The organism is Alteromonas sp. AWJ4_197 (assembly GCF_056160285.1).
This window is the reverse complement of record NZ_JBSWWW010000001.1, coordinates 48,915-67,508: the sequence shown is the minus strand read 5'-3', so window position 1 is coordinate 67,508 and position 18,594 is coordinate 48,915. Positions and strand designations below refer to the sequence as shown.

At 49.0% G+C, this 18,594-nt stretch carries 19 protein-coding genes and 2 tRNA genes; 11 read left to right on the top strand and 10 right to left on the bottom strand.

Features of this window, described 5'->3' with window-relative positions:
* Positions 1 to 2 precede the first annotated feature (2 nt).
* Positions 3 to 1,370 carry a TolC family protein gene (locus ACXAGC_RS00350; RefSeq protein ID WP_474841420.1) on the top strand — a complete coding sequence of 456 codons (1,368 nt, stop codon included), beginning with the start codon at positions 3 to 5 and terminating at the stop codon, positions 1,368 to 1,370.
* Positions 1,371 to 1,409: 39 nt separating this feature from the next.
* On the opposite strand, the gene gpsA is transcribed toward ACXAGC_RS00350, so the two are convergent.
* From gpsA to ACXAGC_RS00330, 4 genes are read right to left on the bottom strand one after another with little or no spacing between them, the layout of a single operon-like run.
* Positions 1,410 to 2,411: an NAD(P)H-dependent glycerol-3-phosphate dehydrogenase gene (gene gpsA / locus ACXAGC_RS00345; protein WP_474841418.1), complete on the bottom strand. Its 1,002-nt coding sequence runs from the start codon at positions 2,409 to 2,411 to the stop codon at positions 1,410 to 1,412.
* 11 nt (positions 2,412 to 2,422) lie between these two features.
* Positions 2,423 to 2,932, bottom strand: a complete 510-nt coding sequence (secB, locus tag ACXAGC_RS00340; RefSeq protein ID WP_119502717.1) for a protein-export chaperone SecB — start codon at positions 2,930 to 2,932, stop codon at positions 2,423 to 2,425.
* Positions 2,933 to 2,971: 39 nt separating this feature from the next.
* Positions 2,972 to 3,229, bottom strand: coding sequence for a glutaredoxin 3 (gene grxC / locus ACXAGC_RS00335; protein WP_474841416.1), 258 nt, complete (start codon positions 3,227 to 3,229; stop codon positions 2,972 to 2,974).
* Between the two features lie 24 nt (positions 3,230 to 3,253).
* Positions 3,254 to 3,679, bottom strand: a complete 426-nt coding sequence (locus ACXAGC_RS00330) for a rhodanese-like domain-containing protein (RefSeq protein ID WP_119502715.1) — start codon at positions 3,677 to 3,679, stop codon at positions 3,254 to 3,256.
* 265 nt (positions 3,680 to 3,944) lie between these two features.
* On the opposite strand from ACXAGC_RS00330, the gene ACXAGC_RS00325 reads away from it, so the two are divergent.
* The 3 genes from ACXAGC_RS00325 to ACXAGC_RS00315 all read left to right on the top strand — a co-directional run bounded on the left by ACXAGC_RS00325 (position 3,945) and on the right by ACXAGC_RS00315 (position 6,580).
* Entirely contained in the window at positions 3,945 to 5,039 is a 1,095-nt protein-coding gene (locus ACXAGC_RS00325; RefSeq protein WP_474842364.1) for a murein hydrolase activator EnvC family protein, read from the top strand.
* 239 nt (positions 5,040 to 5,278) lie between these two features.
* Positions 5,279 to 6,076, top strand: coding sequence for a divergent polysaccharide deacetylase family protein (locus ACXAGC_RS00320; protein WP_474841413.1), 798 nt, complete (start codon positions 5,279 to 5,281; stop codon positions 6,074 to 6,076).
* A gap of 78 nt (positions 6,077 to 6,154) precedes the next feature.
* Entirely contained in the window at positions 6,155 to 6,580 is a 426-nt protein-coding gene (locus tag ACXAGC_RS00315) for a MerC domain-containing protein (protein ID WP_119502713.1), read from the top strand.
* 5 nt (positions 6,581 to 6,585) lie between these two features.
* Here the strand turns inward: ACXAGC_RS00315 and ACXAGC_RS00310 are convergent, their stop codons facing one another.
* The 4 genes from ACXAGC_RS00310 to rsgA form a co-directional block, all read right to left on the bottom strand.
* Positions 6,586 to 7,293, bottom strand: coding sequence for a glycerophosphodiester phosphodiesterase (locus ACXAGC_RS00310; protein WP_474841410.1), 708 nt, complete (start codon positions 7,291 to 7,293; stop codon positions 6,586 to 6,588).
* Positions 7,294 to 8,166 (bottom strand): DMT family transporter, encoded by an 873-nt coding sequence (locus tag ACXAGC_RS00305; protein ID WP_474841408.1) that lies wholly within the window; start codon positions 8,164 to 8,166, stop codon positions 7,294 to 7,296.
* 2 nt (positions 8,167 to 8,168) lie between these two features.
* Positions 8,169 to 9,041, bottom strand: coding sequence for an archaetidylserine decarboxylase (gene asd, locus ACXAGC_RS00300; protein WP_474841406.1), 873 nt, complete (start codon positions 9,039 to 9,041; stop codon positions 8,169 to 8,171).
* Positions 9,042 to 9,442: 401 nt separating this feature from the next.
* A complete protein-coding gene (gene rsgA / locus ACXAGC_RS00295; protein WP_303571999.1) occupies positions 9,443 to 10,477 on the bottom strand; it encodes a small ribosomal subunit biogenesis GTPase RsgA in 1,035 nt (344 codons plus the stop codon).
* Positions 10,478 to 10,560: 83 nt separating this feature from the next.
* On the opposite strand from rsgA, the gene orn reads away from it, so the two are divergent.
* The 3 genes from orn (at position 10,561) to ACXAGC_RS00280 (ending at position 11,509) form a co-directional block, all read left to right on the top strand.
* Positions 10,561 to 11,106, top strand: a complete 546-nt coding sequence (orn, locus tag ACXAGC_RS00290; RefSeq protein ID WP_119502708.1) for an oligoribonuclease — start codon at positions 10,561 to 10,563, stop codon at positions 11,104 to 11,106.
* A gap of 118 nt (positions 11,107 to 11,224) precedes the next feature.
* Positions 11,225 to 11,300: transfer RNA gene (locus ACXAGC_RS00285), tRNA-Gly, on the top strand.
* A 133-nt stretch (positions 11,301 to 11,433) separates the two neighbouring features.
* Positions 11,434 to 11,509: transfer RNA gene (locus ACXAGC_RS00280), tRNA-Gly, on the top strand.
* 9 nt (positions 11,510 to 11,518) lie between these two features.
* Here ACXAGC_RS00280 and add read toward each other — a convergent pair.
* Both add and ACXAGC_RS00270 read right to left on the bottom strand, forming a co-directional pair.
* Complete coding sequence (gene add, locus ACXAGC_RS00275) at positions 11,519 to 12,538, bottom strand: adenosine deaminase (RefSeq protein WP_474841403.1); 1,020 nt, start codon at positions 12,536 to 12,538, stop codon at positions 11,519 to 11,521.
* Between the two features lie 250 nt (positions 12,539 to 12,788).
* Entirely contained in the window at positions 12,789 to 13,109 is a 321-nt protein-coding gene (locus ACXAGC_RS00270; protein WP_474841401.1) for a hypothetical protein, read from the bottom strand.
* Positions 13,110 to 13,163: 54 nt separating this feature from the next.
* Here ACXAGC_RS00270 and ACXAGC_RS00265 point away from each other — a divergent pair, with 54 nt between their 5' ends.
* From ACXAGC_RS00265 to ACXAGC_RS00250, 4 genes are all read left to right on the top strand, one after another.
* Positions 13,164 to 15,635, top strand: a complete 2,472-nt coding sequence (locus tag ACXAGC_RS00265; protein WP_474841399.1) for a TonB-dependent receptor — start codon at positions 13,164 to 13,166, stop codon at positions 15,633 to 15,635.
* 50 nt (positions 15,636 to 15,685) lie between these two features.
* Entirely contained in the window at positions 15,686 to 17,272 is a 1,587-nt protein-coding gene (locus tag ACXAGC_RS00260; protein ID WP_474841397.1) for a tetratricopeptide repeat-containing sulfotransferase family protein, read from the top strand.
* Between the two features lie 102 nt (positions 17,273 to 17,374).
* Entirely contained in the window at positions 17,375 to 17,866 is a 492-nt protein-coding gene (locus tag ACXAGC_RS00255; RefSeq protein WP_474841395.1) for a DUF4442 domain-containing protein, read from the top strand.
* 177 nt (positions 17,867 to 18,043) lie between these two features.
* Positions 18,044 to 18,418 (top strand): MaoP family protein, encoded by a 375-nt coding sequence (locus tag ACXAGC_RS00250; protein WP_474841393.1) that lies wholly within the window; start codon positions 18,044 to 18,046, stop codon positions 18,416 to 18,418.
* Positions 18,419 to 18,594: the final 176 nt, after the last annotated feature.

The following is an 18,594-nucleotide window of genomic DNA, read 5'->3' as shown; positions in this document are numbered from 1 at the left end:
TTTTGAAGAAATCAGGATGTTTGCTGATAGCAGCATTAATGACAGGTTGTGCTTATACGCCGTCAGACCTGGACGGACAAAAGTCAAAAACACAGCCGGATGTTTTTGATATTTATACACAGGACGGCGCCGGCGTAGACATTGCGGAAAACTGGTGGAGTGTGTTTAATTCTGAGGGATTAAATGCACTCATGCTTCGCCTGGCAGACAGTAACCTGACACTGGAAGAAGCTGCACTGCGGCTGCAACGGGCTGAGCTGATTTTACGTCAGAGTCAGGCCGACAATATTCCGGATATTACTGCCAATGCAAGCGGCCGCAGTGGAAAAACCTTTGATACCGGCACAGAGTCAAACAGTACATCCGGCAGTGTGGGTGTCAGTTACACTTTTGATGTATGGGGCAGTCGTGAAGCTACTCAGCTTGGCAATAAGCTGAGTATCGACAGTCAGCAGTTTTCCCGCCGCAGTGCAGCATTGCAGGTGCAGGGTTTGCTGACCAGTGAGTACTTTACCTTATTGTCACTTGAGCAACGCCTTGCCATCGCAAAACAAAATTACGAAGCGGCTGATCAGTTGTATAAGCTGGTGGACATTCGCTTTCAGGAAGGTGACGCGTCGGGTATTGAGGTGAGTCAGCAACAGAACACCATGATCAGTGCCCGTGGCGAACTGTTACGGCTGAATTATCAGGCTACATTGAGCCGCCGCGCCATTGCGGTTCTGTTGGGGGATGAAACCTTAACTGCCATCAGTGGTGAAGAAAAGCTGCTGTCGTTTGTTCTGCCGGATATTGAATTGTATCAGCCGGCTGCGGTGTTAAAGCAACGCCCTGACGTGCAGATTGCGGATGTTGCTTTGAAGCAGGCTGATATCGATGTGTATCTGGCGGGCATTCAGGGGCTGCCGGGATTAAGTCTGAGCGGTAGCTTATCAGTCAGTGATTTGCTCGATCTGGCTTCCGGCTGGAGCGTGAGTGCCGCATTGAGCAGCGCCGCTACACTGTTCGATGGTGGCCGTATCGATGCCGGTAAGAAGATTGCCGATGTGGATCTGGCTCTGGCGTGGAACAACTACCGCGCCACCACGTTAAGCGCGTCTCAGTCGCTGCTGGATTCGCTGGACAACTATGCATACCTGAAAGCGGCTTATGAACTGGATGTCGCTTCAATGGAAAACAACGCACGGTTATACCGGTTAGCTGAAATTCGCTACAAAGCCGGTGATATCGATTTTCTGAATTTGCTGAGTGCGCAACGAAGCTGGTTCTCGGCACAATTGTCGGTTATTACCAGTTATCAGCAGACCTTGTCGGCTGCCGCGACGATTTATCAGGAAGCGGGCGGGAAACCTGAATTGGTTGCTTTGTAGTGGTTGATACGAACGGGTGAGAAAAGCGGGTAGCTGGTGCTACTCGCTTTTTAAATCTCTTGCCAGTAATGCCAGAGCGGCTTCTTTCGGTGGCTTACCGTGATAAAGCACTGCATATATTTGCTCACAAATAGGCATTTCCACGCCATATTGCTTCGCCAGTGCATGCACTTCTTCGGTATTGCGGTAACCCTCGACAACCTGGCCGATATCGCGCATGGCGGTGTCCACGTCTTTCCCTTGTCCCAGTGCAAGACCAAAACGGCGGTTTCTGGACTGATTGTCAGTACAGGTTAATACCAGGTCACCCAGACCGGCCATTCCCATGAAGGTTTCCGGTTGAGCACCCACTCTAACACCAAGACGGGTCAGTTCAGCCAGTCCCCGGGTGATTAACGCCGTACGGGCATTGGCACCAAAGCCAAGGCCATCAGCCAGACCTGCACCGATGGCGATAACGTTTTTCACTGCGCCGCCGAGTTGCACGCCAATGAAATCAGGATTTTTGTAAACCCTGAATGAACGGCTGCAATGCAGCTTGCGGGCAAAATCATCGACCAGCGATTCACAGGTGGACGACAGTGAAATGGCAGTTGGCAGACCTGCAGCCATTTCTTTTGCGAACGTCGGGCCGGAAAGTACTGCCAGCGGATAAGTATCACCCAATACATCCAGTGCAACGTCACGCAACAGTCTGCCGGTACCCGGTTCCAGACCTTTAGTAGCCCAGATCAGCCGGTGATCGGCTTTTAGCATCGGCTTGATGGTATTAAGTAAATCTTTAAAGGCATGGCTGGGCACGACAATAAGGATGTCGCGGCTGGCAGATACTGCTTTGGAAAGATCGGCTTCTACTGTCAAAGCATCGGGAAATTTGGCGCCGGGCAGATAACGGGCGTTTTCCCTGCTGTCTGCCAGTGCCTGCATGTGGGCTTCGTCGCGGCCCCATAACAACGTGGGGTTGTTATTTCTGGCCAGACAAAAAGCAAGGGCGGTGCCATAAGACCCCGCCCCCAATACGGTTACTGAACCGGTATTCATAAAAGAGTGACTTAAGCGTCTAGCTTCTGACCACCTTCCTGCGCTTGCTGTGCACGTTTCTGCATGTAAGCGGCGAAGATAGCGTCGAAGTTAACCGGAGCCAGGTTCAGAGCCGGGAATGTGCCACGGTTAACCAGGTTTGAAATAGCTTCACGGGCATAAGGGAATAACAGGTTAGGGCAGTAAGAACCTAACAGAGGTGCTTTAGCCTGATCTGGCATTTCCGGTGCAATCGCAAAAATACCCGCTTGTTCTACTTCACACAGGAACGCTGTTTCTTCACCAACGGTCGCAGTAACGGTTACAGATAAAACAACTTCAAATGCATTTTCAGCCATTTTATTTGTAGACGTATCGATATCTAATTTGATTTCCGGCTTCCATTCTTTCTGGAAGATAGCCGGCGCATTCGGAGATTCAAAAGAAATGTCTTTTGTGTAGATGCGTTGAATATTGAATTGAGGACCCTGGGCTTGCTGGCCTGCCTCTGCGCCATTGGTGTTCTGATTTTCTTCAGCCATGATAATTCCTGAATTAGTAAATACGTTCTTAACTTAAAATTATTGCGCTAACAGCGCATCGAGTTTTTGTTGTGATTCAAGAGCAAATAAGTCATCACATCCGCCCACATGGGTATCGTTGATGAATATCTGCGGTACTGTCCAACCGCCGTTAGCTCTTTCTATCATCACATCGCGAAGTTCAGGGTTCACATCGATTGCGATTTCCTCGAATGCTACGCCTTTTTGCGCTAATAATGCTTTAGCACGATGACAGTAAGGGCAATACCCCTTGGTATAAATTTCTACTTTACTCACAATCTGCTCCTGTGTTCCGGCCCGTTATTTGGCAACCGGAAGTCCGGCAGAGTTCCACGCGTTCATGCCGCCTTTCAGCACTTTCACGTTTGCGAAGCCGGCTTTGTTCATGGCCGCTGCAATACCGCGTGCGCTGTTACCCATTGCACATACAACAATAATGGGTTTGTCTTTTACGTTTTCAAGCTTTTTGAAATCTTTTGCTCTGACTTCCTCAGGTTTCAGCTGGCGGGCACCGAGAATGTGACCGGTTTTAAACTCGTTAGGCGCGCGGGTATCAAAAACAACGGCGTCTTCTTTATTTACCAGCATGGTCATTTCGTGGGTATTTACTTCTTTTACTGATGAAGTGAAACCTGTGACATAGCTGAAAATCAGCATTGCAACTAAGGCGACCCACGCACCGGCTAACAGCATATTATTACCGGCAAACTCTACGAGCTGTTCCATTCCTAAAACCCTTACTTTACATGGAAGACTAAAAATCGACTGCAAAGTATATAGAAAAACCGCACAGAAACCAGCCTGACAGCGCATCATTGAATTAGTCGATTGCAGATGAATCCTCTATCCCGTTGATATAGTATGGACTTTGAATCAGAGTCAGGTGCTGTCAGAGGCAAAGCAACGGGTGAGTGTACAAAATTTCAATCAGGCCGGTCCGTCCGGAAAGTCCCTTCGCGGGCCTCTTCTCAGTGTCCTTTGCTGGCTCTGCCTGTTCACCGTGCTGCTACCTCAGGCTAATGCTCAGGAACAACAACAGGCAAAACTTGCTGAGTTACAAGCTGAACTTAAAGCCAGACAAGCGACACTGGCAGCCAATAAGGCGAATGCCGGTGAATTGCAGGCAGCGTTGAAGCAATCTGAACTTGAAATCGCCTCCACGGCCAAATCTCTCAATGATACCTCTACACAACTGGCTGATAACCGTGAACAGCAAAAAAAGCTGGAAGCAGAACAGGAAGCGCTGAGAAAGGCCATTCTGCAGCAACAAACAATGCTGGCGAGCCAGTTACGCAGTGCATTCATGGCCGGCAATTATGACTATGCAAAGATGCTGTTTTATCAGGACGAAGCCAGTACCTTTGAACGCGTGCTGACTTATTATCAGTATCTGAGTAAAGCCCGCTCAAAGGAGATCACCACTTTCCGCTCGAATGTGGAACAGCTGGTTCAGGTAAATGAGGCGCTTTCGGAGAAAGCCAGAGCACTGAATAGCTTGCTGGCGGATCAGAAGTCTCAGCAAGCAGTGTTACTGGCCCGTCAGGCAGATCGTTCTGAAACGCTGAAAAAACTTAATCAGAAAATCGAGAGTGATGCTGCCAGAGTAAATGAACTCAAGCAAAACGAAGAAGCGCTTGTGCGGGCCATTGATGAGGCGCGTCGTCGTGCAGAGTCGGCGAAATCAGAACTGGCTGGTTTATCCGGCTACAAAGGGAAGTTGCTAAAACCGGCTTCAGGACGGGTACGCAAGCTGTTCGGGACCCGCCGCCAGGGGCAGGTGCGCTGGAAAGGCATTATCATTGAAGGTGCAGAAGGTACACCGGTGAGAGCCGTGTCTCATGGCCGCGTCCTTTATTCTGACTGGTTACGTGGTTTCGGGCTGGTAACCATTGTTGAGCACGGGCAGGGCTATATGAGTGTGTATGGTCACAATCAGGCATTGCTGAAGCAAGCCGGAGATACGGTGGGCGACGGTGAAACGATTGCTTTAGTCGGACAAAGTGGCGGACAGAACTATCCTAATCTATACTTTGAAATCCGGCACAAGGGCAAGGCCCTTAATCCCTCAAGCTGGCTGGATCTCTGATATTCCGGCGAACTGAGCGGCCACCTCAAAAATTGTTTAAAAAATGTCAAAAAAAGCGCATTTGAAATTTCATATTTCGAAGATCACTGTTATGCTCAATATGTATGGAATGCAATACTAAATAAATAACCCGTATGGACGCAGGGTAACAAAGGTCATAAGAACCTTATAATTACACTATTAAAATAATAGGCGTGCGCTTGCTAAAAATTTGTTTACTCAAAAGAACTGACCGTCAGTTGGTTGATTGGTTTGCGTTGTTTTGGGGTGTGTTGTTTGCACTCTTCTGTCTACCAGTCGCGGCTGCAAGTGTCCAACCAAAAGTCGTCGTTATTATCGACGATATCGGACATCGTTTCTCTGACCGCAGGGCGCTTGACCTGCCAAGAGAAGTGACGTTCTCGATTCTTCCTGATGCTCCCATGACTACTGAAATGTCCGAACTGGCTCATGCCCAGGGGCGGGATATAATGTTACACATGCCGATGGAATCCTTTGATGGCCAGGAAATGGGGCCTGACGGATTGCGTGTAGGTATGTTTGAGACTCAGATGGAACTTCAATTTGCCCGTGCAATGGAAAGTGTGCCTTATGCGATTGGCGTAAACAATCACATGGGAAGCAGGCTGACCAGCATGTTCAATCCGATGCGCTCTTTTATGGATTTACTGAAGCAACGAAATTTATTCTTCGTTGACAGCCGTACATCCGTGAAAACTGTCGCGGAGGAAGCCGCATTGCACGCCGGGATCCCGGTAGCACGAAGGCATGTGTTTCTCGACCATGTCATCGACGAAGCGGCCATTGAAAAAGAGTTCGATCGTATGTTGCTGCTTGCCCGCGAAACGGGGACCGCTGTTGCCATTGCTCATCCGCACAGGCTGACCATGAAAATCCTGCAAAAGCGTTTGCCTGAGCTGGAAGAAATGGGGATCAGACTGTCGACGGTCAGCGATTTATTCGAGCCTGAACCTGCGATGATGGCACAGCAAAAGTCAGAGGACACGATGAGGCCACAGATGGTCGCGCCGAATTAATCCTTTTTTTGGGATTGTAATTTTGAATTTCGCCAAGACTGTTATATTATAACGTCCCTTTTGCTGGCGAGGCGAGAAATGTCCCGAATTCAGGATGCTGACAATCCGACTAAATTAGACAGGCTGGGTATATGGATATCCAGCTTGTGTGCGTTGCATTGTCTTGCTTTGCCTTTGTTGCTGCCGCTGATCCCGCTTATCGGCTCAACATTCTTCGCGCAACTTTGGTTTGAGCGCACTATTCTTACTATTTCCATGCTGATAGGTGCTGTGGCACTGATTAACGGCGCGGTGCGTTATCACGGGCAATATTATCCGCTGGTTCTGTTATTTTCAGGCGGGGTTATTTACTGGTTCAAAGATATATTCGGGCACGACTACGAACCCTTCACCATTGCCACCGGCGCGCTGCTTATTGTTGCCGGCCACTGGATAAACATGCGTTTGTGCCGCCAGTGCCGCTGTTGCCGCAATACGGTATTATCCCAGCATCTCGCAAAGTAACACCGTTAACACATCAGTCGCGTAGCATTCAGCGTTTCACATGCTACGTCTGGCACATTGCTGAAAATCCCGTCCACGCCCCATTGCTGAAGTAACAGCATATCCTCAGGGTTATCCACAGTGTAAACGAACACCTTATAGCCTTCAGCTTTTGCCCGGCTAACATAACTTTCTTCAACAATATCCAGTGCAATGTGTAATGACCAGGGTTTCAGTGAGTCTGCGAACTGCAATAAATCGGTATGGATACTGGCGGTAAGTGCACCGGTTTTAAGATCAGGTCTGGCGCGGCTGATCTCTGCAAGCCATTGATGATTGAAAGACGATATCACCATGGAGTCCGTACTGGCGCCGCTTTCTTCACAGGCGCGGTCAAAAGCGCTGAGCCAGCGGGCGGTGTCTGTCAGCCCTTTGATTTCAACATTGCATAATGCATCTTCAGGCAGGGTAGCCAGGGTTTCTGCAAGAAACGGAATACGCTCACCCTGACCGGCATCCAGTGAGCGCAGATAGTCAGTTGTTTGATCGGCAACCCGCCCCCGGCCATTCGTGGTTCTGTGTAGCCAGCGGTCATGAAATACCACGATGTCATCGCCGATCTGATAAGTATCGAACTCAACACCGTGTGCTCCCATGGCGAATCCGAGCCTGAAGGCCAGCAACGTGTTCTCCGGTGCCGCCTTACTTGCTCCGCGGTGAGCGAGTACTATCATTTACTTGTCCTGTTTATGGAGCTTTTGTGCGTTCATGGTTTCGTAGATGGAGGCTGATGTCACCAGTATGCCACCTATTAACGCTTTCCAGCCCGGAGACTCATGTAAAATTAGCATAGCCAGGATTACGCCGTACAGTGGCTGCATGCAGGCAATCAGAGAAAAAGTTTTTGCCCGCAAGTGGATGAGCGCGGTTGCTATAAGCGCGTGGGGTACTGCGGTAAACATGGAGCCGAGAACGGCCAGCAGCAACCATGTATCAAAGGTGGCATCACTGAGGTGTTCACTGGCAAAAGGCAGCAGGCAGGCTATCACCACCAGGATTTGCCAGGCCATGGCCTTCGCACCTGAATAGTGAGAAAAGTGCTGGCGGTGAAGCAGGTTTCTCAGGGCATAAAGCACGGCAGAAAAAATACCGGTCAGGACACCCAATGTCACCTCGTTTTCCAGCGATATCTCCGGCACCAGCAGCGCCACGCCCACAAAAACAATTAACGCACTGAAAAAGTCTTGCCAGACAAGCCGGATTTTCTCAAAGAAGGGTTCAATAAGAACGGTTATGACCGGGAAGGTAAACAGGGCAATCATGCCCACGGCAACACCGGCGTATTGCATCGCCGCGAAGTAAGTTACCCAGTGCACGGCCATCAGACTACCCAGCAACAGAGCAATACCGTAATCACGTTTGTTGTTCAGTCTGAAGGTTTCACCGGCCAGACGCATGAATACAGCAAGGCACAGACAGGCAAATACAGAGCGCCCGAAAGTAATATCCGTTGCGCTCAAGGGAATAATATTTGAAAAAAGGCCAGTGCCGCCCAGTAAGATAACGGTGATATGAAGCGTTATCAGACTTCGTTTAACAGGATCCACAATCAGGCAGTTTTATTTGCCTTCGCAAGAGCAAACACTTCCCCGAGGCGGGTAGTCATGCCTGCTTCCATATCCTCAAATTCAATCTGGTCTTTTTCGAAGCAAACCACAATGGTAGAGCCAAGTTTAAAGCGGCCCATTTCATCGCCTTTTTCCAGCTTAACGGCTGCTTCATCATCGCTTTCGTATTGCCAGTGTTGCACGTTTTTACCAGCAGGCGGTGTCACTGTGCCGGACCAGATGGTTTCGATACTGGCTACAATGGTTGCACCAACCAGTACAATAGACATTTTCCCTACCGGGGTGTCGAAAAATGCGATTACCCGTTCATTGCGGGCAAATAATCCAGGCACATTTTCAGCAGTCAGAGGGTTAACGGAGAACAGCTCACCGGGTACATACACCATGTCTGTGAGTGTGCCTTCTACGGGCATGTGAATGCGATGATAGTCTTTCGGCGACAGATAAATGGTCGCGAACTTACCGTTTTTGAAAGGCTTTGCCAGTTCAGGTTTGCCACCCAGTAATGTAGTAAGGCTGTAGTTGTGGCCTTTCGCCTGAAAAATACTGTCCTGATGAATGTCACCAAACTGGCTGACTGCACCGTCAACTGCCTGGATCAGCACATCATCACCTTCGGCGATTTGACGGACTTCAGGTTTCAGCTGACGGGTGAAGAATTCATTGAAGGTTTTGTAGTGCTCCGGATGGGGATACAGCGCTTCGCTCATATCCACATTGTATTTCTTGATGAAAAATTTGATAAACGCTGTGGTCACGCCGCCGGCTTCAGCAGCCGCAAACTTACCAACCAGGCGGGATAAAAGATGCTTAGGCAAAATATATTGAAGGTTAACCTTGAACCAGTCCAGCACGGGCACTCCGAAAAATAATAGTTATCTAGTTTCTGTCGGATGAGATTGTACAACAAGTTGTAAACAAACGGATGCACTTTACCGTTATGGGCCATCAGTGTTTGATATAAGCGGAAGAGGAAAAAGGATTAAAAGCGGTTAGCCCTTCTGGCCGGGAGCGGTGCTGTCTTCGTGAACACGCCGTAAACACATCCCTGTGGGCTCGACTGCCGCATCCCTGCGGCAGACGGTTCACTCAGACAACACCGCCCCCGTCCGCGGGCTCCCCGTTTCCGGCACCCGTTCTTTTCAAATCTTTGCGCCAGATAGTTCACGCAGGCAATTCCGTCTCCGTGGCAGGAAGGGCTTACGGTTCTGCTATCCACATCCGGCTCTTCAGCGCTGTGCACGTATCAGCTTTTTTAAAACGGATTGGTATAGCTCGGGCGTTGTTCGTCCATGGTAGCCAGAATGCGGTGGTAGCTGTCGAAGCGGGCGCTGCTGATTTTGCCTTCTTCTACTGCTTCACGGATGAGGCAGCCGGGATCGTTCATGTGTTTGCAGTCGCGGAATTTGCAACCGCCCAGATAATCACGAAACTCTATGAAGCCGCGGGTGATTTGTTCTACCGGCATATGCCATAAGCTGAATTCCCGAACCCCCGGGGAATCGATAAGATCGCCACCTTCAGGGAAATGAAGTAATTTTGCTGCGGTGGTGGTGTGCTGACCAAGACCGGAGTTATCTGATATTTCACCGACCAGTTCATCGGCATCCGGCAGCACCTGATTGATGATACTGGATTTGCCCACACCGGACTGGCCTACAAAAACACTGACTTTGTCATTCAGACAGGTTTTCAGTTCGTCCAGGCCGTCACCGCGCTTGCAACTGGTATAAATTAATCTGTAACCCAGAGATTCATACACCGCAAGTTGCTGTTTTACCGTGTCGAATTCTTCGTCGCTCAGTAACTCGGTTTTGTTGAGGATGAGAACGGGGGCAATGCCGGTATCTTCGCAGGCAACCAGATAGCGGTCGATGATATTCAGAGATAAATCGGGCTTTACCGCACTGACAACAATGATCTGGTCGATATTCGCGGCGATGGGTTTCACACCGTCGTAATAGTCCGGCCGGGTAAGCACGGAACGGCGGTCGCGGACGATTTCAATCACGCCACTGACACCGGACTCGTTTTCATTACCGGTGTCGAACAGGACATCATCACCGCAAACCACCGATTCGATAGTCCGGCGGATGTGACAGCGGTACACCGTACCCTGCTGATCTTCAACGTCTGCGTGCTTACCGAAACGACCGACAACCCGGCCGGGGATCAGGTTGGCAGCATCAATCTGTTTTTCAGGATCAGATGCTTTATCTTTTAGCCGGCGCGCCCGGTTTGCTGCAACCTGGCGCTTCTGGCGGTGTGTCAGTTTTGGTTTTTTTGCCACGATTTCCTGCAAAGTTAACGTATACTTGACCAATGATACCGTTTGTCAGGCCCGTGTGCCATGTTAAAGACGAGGAAACTAGAATGACAAAACACGATGGCAATTTAGTCTGGATTGATATGGAAATGACAGGGCTGGACCCTGAAACCTGTAAGGTGCTGGAAATTGCCACTATCGTCACTGACCCGCAGCTCAATGTACTGGCAGAAGGGCCGGTGATCGCTGTACACCAGCCGGATGCGATTTTAGATGGTATGGATGAGTGGTGCACCCGTGTGCACGGTAACAGCGGGCTCACTGCCAGATGCCGCGAGAGTCAAATTGATGAAGCCGAAGCGGCGAAACAAACTATCGCATTTTTGAGTGATTACGTAGATGCCGGCAAATCGCCTCTGTGTGGCAATACTATCGGACAGGATCGCCGTTTTATGGTGAAGTATATGCCGGAACTGGAAGCGTATTTTCACTACCGCAGTATAGACGTGAGCACGATTAAGGAGCTGGTTAAGCGCTGGCAGCCGGAAATTCTCGACGGTTTCACGAAGAAAGGTGTGCATCTGGCACTGGACGATATCCGTGAGTCTATAGCGGAATTGCAGTATTACCGGGAAAAAGTGTTTACGATTTGAGCGAATGAACCGGTATTTCGAAAAAAATTCAAATTAAGTGTTGCGCATCGCCGGGATTTTTGTAAAATGCGCTCCACTTTTGCGAAGGGCCACTTTCGCAAAACGACTGAACCGGTTTGCGGGAATAGCTCAGTTGGTAGAGCACGACCTTGCCAAGGTCGGGGTCGCGAGTTCGAATCTCGTTTCCCGCTCCAATTTTTCAGTCATCACCAAGTCTTTTTTTGCGGGAATAGCTCAGTTGGTAGAGCATGTACCTCGTCACGAAGTGATTGCCAAGCTTGGCAAGTGACGAAGATATGAATCTACACACCGTAATAAGTCGACAATGCGGGAATAGCTCAGTTGGTAGAGCACGACCTTGCCAAGGTCGGGGTCGCGAGTTCGAATCTCGTTTCCCGCTCCAATTCTTCATCTATATTTCTTGATTTTCCGACACATAATCCTGCAAATCTGCAAGGTATGCCTGTTTCTGTGCATCCGGTAACCAGCTCGCTTTGAAACTGTTTTCTGCCAGTGTCACCAGCTCTTTAACGGTAAAGTCACCTTCTTCCTGAAGGGCAATAAAATTCTCATTCAAATAAGCCCTAAAATAAGACGGATCGTCAGAATTGATACATGGCATCAGTCCGTATTGCAGCATCTTTTTGATTTCAGCAGAGGTCAGTGACTGCACTACAAAGCGGTTGGATACAGGACATACGGTCAGTCCCAGCTTTTTCTCTCTGGCCAGGTTACATAATGCCTCAGATTCCAGAATGTTGACGCCATGGTCTATGCGGTCAACGCCAATATCTTCTATCACCTGCCGGATGTGCTCCAGAGTATTATCCTGATTTACATCGCAGTGCATGGTGAGTTTCAGGCCCATACTACGGGCTTTTTCAAAAACAGCGCTGAACTTAGCCGGCGGGTTATTCTTTTCGTCAGAATCCAGCCCCACGCCAATGATTTTATCCAGGTGGGGTTGCGCCATCATCAGGTGTTCCATAGCGGATTCAGCAGACATGTCCCGCAGGAAACATAAAATGAGATTGGTCTGCACACTCAGTTCAGCAGCGGCATCACTGCGGGCGCGGTGAATACCGTTTATCACAGTATCAAAACTCACACCACGGCTGGTATGTGCCTGCGGGTCGAAAAACAGCTCAACATATACAATATTTTGCGTGGCTGCTTTGCGGAGATAGTGCATGGTGAGCTGATAAAAGTCAGATTCATCTTTCAGCACGCTCATCCCTGCATAATAGATATCCAGAAAAGAGGGCAGGTCATGGAAGTTATAAGCTGCAATCATTTCCTGCGGTGTCTTAGCCTGTAACGACACATTATTTTTCTGCGCCAGAGCGAAACTTAACTCCGGCTCCAGTGTGCCTTCAATATGTACGTGAAGCTCTGCCTTGGGCAACTGTTCTAAAAAGGGTCTTAATTCCATAAATACCGCCACCTGATAATGAGTAGGAAAAAACAGTTCTGTTTTATAGTCAGCAAAAACTGAGCCTGACCGGGTCAGAGTTAGCAGGAAGTCATGATTTAAATAAGTCCGGGATTTCGGGGACTACCGTAAAAGCAGTAAACACGCTGCCGGACTCAGCTTGCCGCTGCCACTCAACGTAAAAAAGGCAGGTAAACAAATTAAACATTCAGGGATTATTCACGTTAACATTTTATTAATGAATTTTTATTCAATTTTTGACGCGCGATGCTGGTGCAATAACCACTGAAGTTGCACGAAAATCTTGCTTGCTATGTCTTGTACGGCGTGCCAGTGTGGTGCGGTCAGCCGGAACAGATAGTGTTGGAAGATTATCTTTCCATTTATATGCATTTTTATTCATTTTTAAGTGTTTGTGGCGTAGCTTTTCCAGTAAAATTAAACAACCAGACGGCACAAAACGTGCACTTCGGGTGATATGCAACGGTATGCCAATACGGTTGCCACGCCCGGCGACACTTTTTGATGTTTCACTCCGCACTGTACGGGTTGAACAAAGTGAAGTCTGCAAGCGCAAGATTCATCAGACCGGACGACGTATCCGGTTTCAGGAGAACACACAAACATGAAATCATTTCCCCGTAGCGGATTTGTATATTCCGCTATAGCCGTTGCTATTGCCGGCGCACTGGCATCGCCGCAGGTTCTGGCCCAGGAAGCTCAGGCCACAGAAAAACAAATCGAAAAGATTGAAGTTACTGCAACCCGCCGCAGCGGTTCATTGCAGGAGGTGCCGATTAATATCTCTGCGCTGACTTCAGACGTTATGGCTCAGCAGGATATTGAAGATCTCGATGACGTTGCCCGCTGGGTGCCCGGCCTGACGGTAACTGACCAGGGCGGTCGCTCTGACTCTCCTGTTATTGTGCGTGGTCTGAACACCAATTCTTCAGGCCCAGGTTCTGATGGTGGCACGGTCGCCACTTACTTCGGTGAAATTCCTTTATTTCTGAACATGCGTCTTATTGACGTTGACCGTGTTGAAGTACTGATTGGTCCGCAGGGAACCTTATACGGGGCCGGTACACTGGGTGGGGCTATCCGTTATATTCCGAAAGCGGTGGATCTGGATTTCACCTCAGGAGAGGTATTCGGTGATGCATACAGCGTGAGCGAAAGCGATTCTTTAGGCGGTGAAGGCGGCTTTATTTTCAACGCGCCGCTGATCGACGGTGAAATGGGTGTGCGCATGTCGCTTAACTATTTCAATAATCCGGGCTTTCTTGATTACAACTACGTAGTGCGGGAAGGCGGTGTATCTCTGCCTGATCCGGATTGGAACGACGATGCGGCAGTATCAGAAAATCTACGCCGTGTTGAAGATGCCAATGGTGAAGACACGTTAACTGCCCGCATAGCGCTGCGTTGGGTACCGAACGACTGGCTTGACGGTACTTTAAGCTACTTCTATCAGAAGCAGGAAGTTGAAGGACGTTCAATCACACAATTTGATGCGCTGGCCGCAGATAATCCGCTGAGCGATGTGATTGGTCCCTATGAATCGGCTTACCGCTACGAAGAGCCCCGTGAGAAAGAAGATGAATTACTCAGCCTTGAGTTGAAAGCGGATCTGGGGTTTGCTGAACTGGTATCTGCTACCGGCTATTCTCAATTCGATGCAATTGGTCAGCGGGATCAAACCGATCTGCTCATCCGTCTGGACTACAGTTATGAAGAGTTTCCTGCGTTTTCTGCCTACACCGAAGAAGTGGACGAGCGTAAAATTCTGACTCAGGAATTGCGTCTGGTCTCACAGGCGGAAGGTCCGTTAAGCTGGATTGCAGGCTTCTACTACAATAAAACGGAATACGACGGCTACAGTAAAGAATTTACCCCGGGCTTTGATGAATATGCCATTGATGTCTGGGAAGTCGGCGGAAACTACCGTCCTGATTCACTGGAATACTACTCAGTCAGCAACACAGAAACTACCGAGTCAGCGTTTTACGGTGAAGTCAGCTACGAAGTGAATGAAAAGCTCAATGTGACACTGGGTATGCGTGCATATCAGTACGACATCGAGTCAGCCTCTGCTATAGACTTACCGTTGTACTACTCAGTGTTTGAAGGTCGCGGTGAAGATTCCATTGAACTGGATTACAGTTCTGCACCGGCGGATGATTCAGGCACATTGTTTAAATTCAATGCCAGCTATCAGTTCGATGACAACACAATGGGTTATGTGACCATAAGTGAAGGTTTCCGTATTGGTGGTGCTAACGGTGTTGGTGCCTGCCCGTCTGATATTGATGATATCGCCACGCAGATTGTTTGCGCTTTGCCTGATGAGCAAAATTTCGAGCCGGATACCACTACCAACTACGAACTCGGCCTGAAGAGCAGCTACTTTAAGAACCGTTTGCAGTTGAATCTGGCCTTGTTTAACGTGGACTGGGATGATGCACAGGTAGGCGGTGCGACCATTAACGGTCAGCAACCTATCACCACTAATGCCGAAGGGGCTAACTCCAGAGGTGCTGAAATCTCTGTGCGTGCACTGGCAACCGATAACATCACCCTTTATGCCACCTATTCAAAAACCATTGCTAAGCTGACTGCTGATGCGCCATTCCTGTTCGGTGTGTTCGGAGAGCAGGGCAGTGCATTGCAGGATTACTACGACGGTAAAGATGGCGATCGCCTGCCGGGTTCTCCTGAACAACAGTTCTCATTCGGTGTGAACTACGCCACTGAAGTTCTGGATGGCAAGATGCTGGATCTTAACTACGGCTTAACCGCTCAGGATGAGGTGTTCTCGACGGTTGGCCTGCGCCAGAATGGTGAGGCACTGCCGGGTTATGCAGTCAGTAACTTTAACGCGAAGTTGTCTGACGATGTATGGAGTGTCACTTTCTACATTGATAACCTGTTCGACAAGTACGCTTATACTTCGGTACGTCGTGACCGCGGTGATATGGGACTGGCGACGTTTGCATCCATGACACCTAACGGTACTGAATTATTACGTAACTACGGCCACTACGTGTTAACACCACGCACCGTCGGGTTGAAATTCAACTATCAGTTCGAACTGTAACGGATGGTTTATGTTAGGCTAAAGGCACCGCTAAGGTGCCTTTATTTTTTATGATGGAAATAAGAGAACACTGTTTACTGACTGCGAAGCAGGCAATTAACAACAAACAATACCCGCAGGCACACCAGGCGCTTGTGCAGGCCATCAGGCAAACCGGTGACTTTGAAGAAGCCTATTTCCTGCTGGGTATTATTCATATTGAACTGATGCAAATAAGCAAGGCAGCAGCCCTGCTGGAAAAATCCGTGAGCCTTGGCGGAACGGCAAAAACTTATGTTTATCTGGCGAAGTGTTATGCCCTTCAGGGCAACATGACAGAGGCGAAAGCCGCTGCGGCAAACGCGCCGTTTTCTGTACTTGACGATGCTTTATCTCTGGACACTGCCGGTGTGGCATTAAGCCGTGCGGGCGATCATCAAACTGCGCTTAACTATTTTGAAAAAGCGCTTCAACTGGCACCGGATAATCCTGCTTTTTATTACAATACCGGTGTATCTGCCAAGTTCGCCGGTGATTTTGGCCGGGCTAAGGAAGCATTTGAAACGGCAATCCGCCTTGCGCCCGCATACAGTCAGGCACATTTCGCCCTATCAGACTTAGAAACCAGCCCGGATAATCCGGACAGAATAGCCGCGCTGGAAGCACTGGATGCCAGGCTGGCTGAGCGTCAACCCCCTGATATTGACGGCAGATTGCATGTGGCCCATGCACTGGCGAAGGAATGGGAAGCGAAAAAAGAATACGGCGAGGCGTTTACGCTTCTTAAACTGGCGAAATCAGAAAAACTGGCAACTTTGCCGCGTCATGACAGCGACTTTTCAGCGGTATTCGATATGCTGGAGCGCATTGACCTTGAAGCGCCGGTAAACGCGCAACCGGTAACAGGCCGGCACACCCCGTTATTCATCACCGGCATGCCCCGTTCGGGCACTACGCTGGCAGAGCGTATTTTGTCGAACCATACCCGTGTGGCTTCAGGCGGTGAGTTACAGGATTTCGGTGTCAGCGTGAAAGAAATTGTACGCACGCCCTCACAAGTGGTGCTTGATGCTGAAACGCTGACAAAAGGGATGCAGTCAGACCACCCGGCCATGGGCAATCGCTACCTTGAACGTACCGCTCATCTTACCGGCGGCAAGCCATATCTGGTTGATAAACTGCCATTCAATTTCTTTTATATACCGCTTATCCGCAAAGCACTGCCGCAGGCACGCATTGTGTGCATGCTTCGTCATCCCATGGATACCTGTACCGGCAATTTTCGTCAGTTGTTTTCAATAAACAGCCCTTACTACAGCTATGCCTATGACATGGATACGATTGGGCGGGTGTATACCCGGTTTTACCATCTTATGCAGCGGTGGGCAAAACAGGCACCTGACCAGATATATCTGCAATCCTATGAAGCGCTGGTTACAGACCCCGCGGGAGAAATTAAAAAGCTGCTCGGGTTTTGCGGTTTGCCCTGGGAGGAAAAGTGTTTGCACGTGGAGCAAAACGATAAACCGGTATCTACGGCCAGTAAAGTGCAGGTAAGAGAAGCCATCAACGCAAAGTCTGTAGGAAACTGGCGCAGATACGAAGCGCATCTTACAGACCTGGCTGCTCAGTTTGAGAAAAGCGGCGTGCCTTACTGAATATCTGAGTGCTGGTGCATGCCACATAAGCTGGTCGGATGACTTGATTTTCATCTGACCAGCGGCTACTCTCACTGGTCTAACCAGAATAAGAGAAGCAAGATGGCAAAACCGAATCCACTGAGACAGTTTGCTTTAAAAGCAAATAAATACCCTTCCTTTATCAGCCGCCGTTTGATGACGGCGATGTTCCGCCATACGGTTAAACTCGCGGGCACGGCCAAACTGGATATTCTTGCTTCAGATCTCACATCGGTCACGTTTCAGATTAAAAACCGTAAGCGGGTTCAGAATCACATTGGCAGTGTGCATGCTGCAGCGATGGGCTTACTGGCGGAATCTGCCACCGGGTTTATCGTCGGGGTAAATCTGCCTGGAGACAAACTTCCGCTGATTAAATATATGAACCTGAAGTACGTAAAGCGGGCTGAGGGCGATATGAAAGCAGAAGCGATACTGACTGCGGAACAAATTGCTCTTATGCAGACGGAAGAAAAAGGTGAGGTGCTTGTTCAGGTTAAAGTGACTGATGCAAACCACATCGAACCGGTGATTTGTGAAATGTGCTGGGCCTGGGTGCCAAAGAAAAAATGACAGTAATATTAAGATCTGTGTAAAAAGCGGCTGGTGCCGCTTTTTTTGTTTGACATCCAACGTCATTAAAACTATTTGTTGTGTTGCGAAAAGCACAAGTTTTGTTAGTGGCTCTGTTGCCTGATTGGCATGGCCTGAAACCGTTCTCAAATAGCATTGCAGCAAACAGGTTTTAGTATGACGAATAGTACTCGTGATAGTCTGATAAAGCGCCCGTTTATGGATAAAAAGCATTATCCCTACGGATTTGCACGTTCCGGCGATTTTTCGATAAAAGAAGCGAAAATTCTCGCAGAAAATGGTAGTGTGATTGCAGCACTGGTAGATGGAAAGCTGACACCTGAAACGGATCAGGATATGCGCTTCATTGCTGTTGCTCATGGTGAGACCGAACCGGCTTCACCAGAAGAAAAAGTGTGGCTAAAGTACCAGAAACGTATTAACCGACCTAAAGCCGCCTCAATTTATGGCTCCAAAAAAGTTGCACTGACAGAATCTGACGAAGACGGTGGCACTGCGGACGACACCGATATCGTGTTAGATGACGATTAACTTGTAAATCAGTTGTAACCGCCATCCTATATTTGGCTGTAAAATAAGCTAAATGGGGATATTCATCCTATTTATTCTATATATTGGGATACATGTCTCACTTTTAGCCATTTTTTTGTTTTATCTTTCTAATGCCTTCGTTATAGTCCGCGCTACGGTATATTCCGCATATATTT